The sequence below is a fragment of the Saccharothrix sp. ST-888 genome (assembly GCF_000955975.1).
GTDB lineage: Bacteria > Actinomycetota > Actinomycetes > Streptomycetales > Streptomycetaceae > Kitasatospora.
This window is the reverse complement of record NZ_JYJF01000225.1, coordinates 1-3,087: the sequence shown is the minus strand read 5'-3', so window position 1 is coordinate 3,087 and position 3,087 is coordinate 1. Positions and strand designations below refer to the sequence as shown.

Below are 3,087 nucleotides of genomic sequence, written 5' to 3'. Positions count from 1 at the left end.
TGCGCAGCGGCCACCTCACCGATCGAATGCCCCGCCAGGAAGTCCGGCCGGACACCCCACGACTCCACCAACCTGAACAGCGCCACCTCAACCGCGAACAACGCCGGCTGCGTGAACGCGGTCCGGTCCAGCAGACCGCCCTCACCCGCGAACACCACCTCCCGCAGCGGACGCTCCAGATGCGGCTCCAGCTCCGCACACACCGCGTCGAAAGCCCCGGCGAACACCGGGAACGCCGCATACAACCCGGCGCCCATCCCGACCCGCTGACTCCCCTGCCCCGTGAACAGGAACGCCGTACGGCCGGCGGATGCGGTTCCCTGCACCACGTTCGCCGCCGACTCGCCCGCCGCCAGCGCCGCCAGGCCCCGGAGGAACTCCTCCCGGTCCTCGGCAACGACCACGGCACGGCTCTCCAGCGCGGCACGCGTCGTCGCCAGCGAGTGACCGACGTCGGCCGGGCGCAGCTCGGGCTGCTCGTCCGACCATGCGTGCAGGCGTGCCGCCTGGGCCCGGAGTGCGGGCTCGCCCTTGGCGGACAGCGTCCAGGGCAGCGCCTGGGCCCCAGCCGGATCCGCCACTCCAACCGCGCCGCTGTCCGTGGCGGACGGTGCCTGTTCGAGGACGGTGTGCGCGTTGGTGCCGCTGATCCCGAAGGAGGACACGGCGGCACGGCGCGGACGGCCGGTCTCCGGCCACGGCAGCTTCTCCGTCAGCAGTTCGACCGCGCCGGCCGACCAGTCCACGTGCGGCGAGGGCTCGTCCACGTGCAGGGTGCGCGGCAGCACGCCGTGCCGCATCGCCATCACCATCTTGATCACACCCGCGACGCCCGAGGCGGCCTGGGTGTGGCCGAGGTTGGACTTCACCGAGCCGAGCCAGAGCGGCCGGTCCTCGGCGCGGTCCTGACCGTAGGTGGCGAGCAGCGCCTGGGCCTCGATCGGGTCCCCCAGGGTGGTGCCCGTGCCGTGCGCCTCGACGGCGTCGATCTCGTGCGCCGCCACTCCCGCGTTGGCCAGGGCCTGCCGGATCACCCGCTGCTGCGACGGCCCGTTCGGCGCGGTGAGGCCGTTGCTCGCACCGTCCTGGTTGATCGCGGAGCCCCGGACGATGCCGAGCACCTGGTGGCCGTTGCGCTGGGCGTCCGAGAGCCGCTCGACCAGCAGCATGCCGACGCCCTCGCCCCAGCCGGTGCCGTCGGCCGCCGCTGCGAACGACTTGCAGCGGCCGTCCTCGGCCAGGCCGCGCTGGCGGCTGAACTCGACGAACGTACCGGGGGTGAACATCACCGTCACACCACCGGCCAGTGCCATCGTGCACTCGCCGTTGCGCAGCGCCTGGCTCGCCAGGTGGAGCGCGACGAGCGAGGAGGAGCACGCCGTGTCCACAGTGACTGCGGGGCCCTCCAGGCCGAAGGTGTAGGCGACGCGGCCGGAGACGACGCTGCTGGAGCTGCCGGTGCCGAGGTAGCCCTCGACCTCGTCGGGGGCGGTCCGCAGCCGGGTGCCGTAGTCGTGGTACATCACACCGGCGAACACGCCGGTCCGGCTGCCGCGCACGGTGGCCGGGTCGATACCCGCCCGCTCGAACACCTCCCAGGTCGTCTCCAGCAGCAGACGCTGCTGCGGGTCCATCGCCAGCGCCTCACGTGGCGAGATCCCGAAGAAGGCCGGGTCGAAGTAGTTGGAGTCGTGCAGGAAGCCGCCCTCACGGGTGTACGAGGTACCGGGGCTGTCCGGGTTCGGGTCGTACAGGGCGTCGAGGTCCCAGCCCCGGTCGGTGGGGAACAGGGAGATGCCGTCGCGTTCCCCGGCGATCAGCTGCCACAGCTCCTCGGGGCTGGTCACGCCACCGGGGTAGCGGCAGGCCATGCCGACGATCGCGATCGGGTCGTCGTCGGCCGCCGCTGCGGAGGCGGTCGGCGCCAGGGCGTCGAAGTCCTCCTGCAGGCCGAGGAGTTCGGTGCGCAGGTGGGCCGCCAGCGTCGCGGGGTTGGGGTAGTCGAAGATGAGTGTCGCGGGCAGCCGCAGGCCGACGGCCGCGCCCAGCTGGTTGCGGAGCTCGACGGCGGTCAGCGAGTCGAAGCCCAGTTCCTTGAAGGCACGTTCGCCGTCGACGGCTTCGGCGCCCGAGTAGCCCAGGACCGCCGCCACCTGCCCACGGACCAGGTCGCGCAGCGCGCGCTCCTGCTCGGCGACCGTCAACGGGGCGAGCCGCCGTACCAGTTCGGACTCGGACCCGGCGCCGTGCGCCGCCGCCTCGACGGCCCGGCGCACCGGGGTCCGGACCAGTCCGCGCAGCAGCGGAGGCACCAGCCCGGCTGCCGCCTGGGTCCGAAGTGCGGCGATCCGCACGTGCATCGGCACCAGTACGGCGTCCGCGTGCCGCGTGCCCGCCTCGCTCCGGGTCTGCACCGCCGCATCGAACAGGGCCAGGCCCTCGTCCGAGGACAGCGCGCTCAGACCCGAACGCTCCATCCGTGCCAGGTCGTTCCGGTCGAGGTGGCCACTGACTCCGCTGCTCTGCGCCCAGAGGCCCCAGACCAGCGAGGTCGCCGCCAGCCCACGGGCCGTGCGGTGGTGGGCGAGTCCGTCCAGGAAGGCGTTGGCGGCGGCGTAGTTGCCCTGGCCGGGACCGCCGAAGACACCGGCGGCGGAGGAGAACATCACGAACGCCGTGAGGTCGAGACCGGCGGTCAGCTCGTGCAGGTTCCAGGCGCCTTCGGCCTTGGGGCGCAGGACGCGCTCGATCCGCTCGGGTGTCAGCGAGGACAGCACGCCGTCGTCGGTGACGCCTGCGGTGTGGACGACCGCCGTCAGCGGGTGTTCGGCCGGGACCGAGGCGAGGACGGCGGCGAGCGCCTCCCGGTCGGCCGCATCGCAGGCGGCCAGCGTGACCTCGGCACCCGACTCCGCCAGCTCGGCCCGCAGTTCGGCCGCACCGGGCGCATCCGCACCACGGCGACTGGTCAGCAGCAGACGCCGGACCCCGTACTCGGCCACCAGGTGCCGGGCCACCAGCGCACCCAGCGCACCCGTACCACCGGTGATCAGGACCGTACCGGACGGACCGAACACCGCACCCTCG

The 3,087-nt window shown here is 73.2% G+C and carries 1 protein-coding gene; it reads right to left on the bottom strand.

What is annotated here, in order from left to right:
• On the bottom strand, window positions 1-3,087 hold a 3,087-nt coding region (locus UK12_RS32135), incomplete at both ends, for a type I polyketide synthase (protein WP_045306746.1).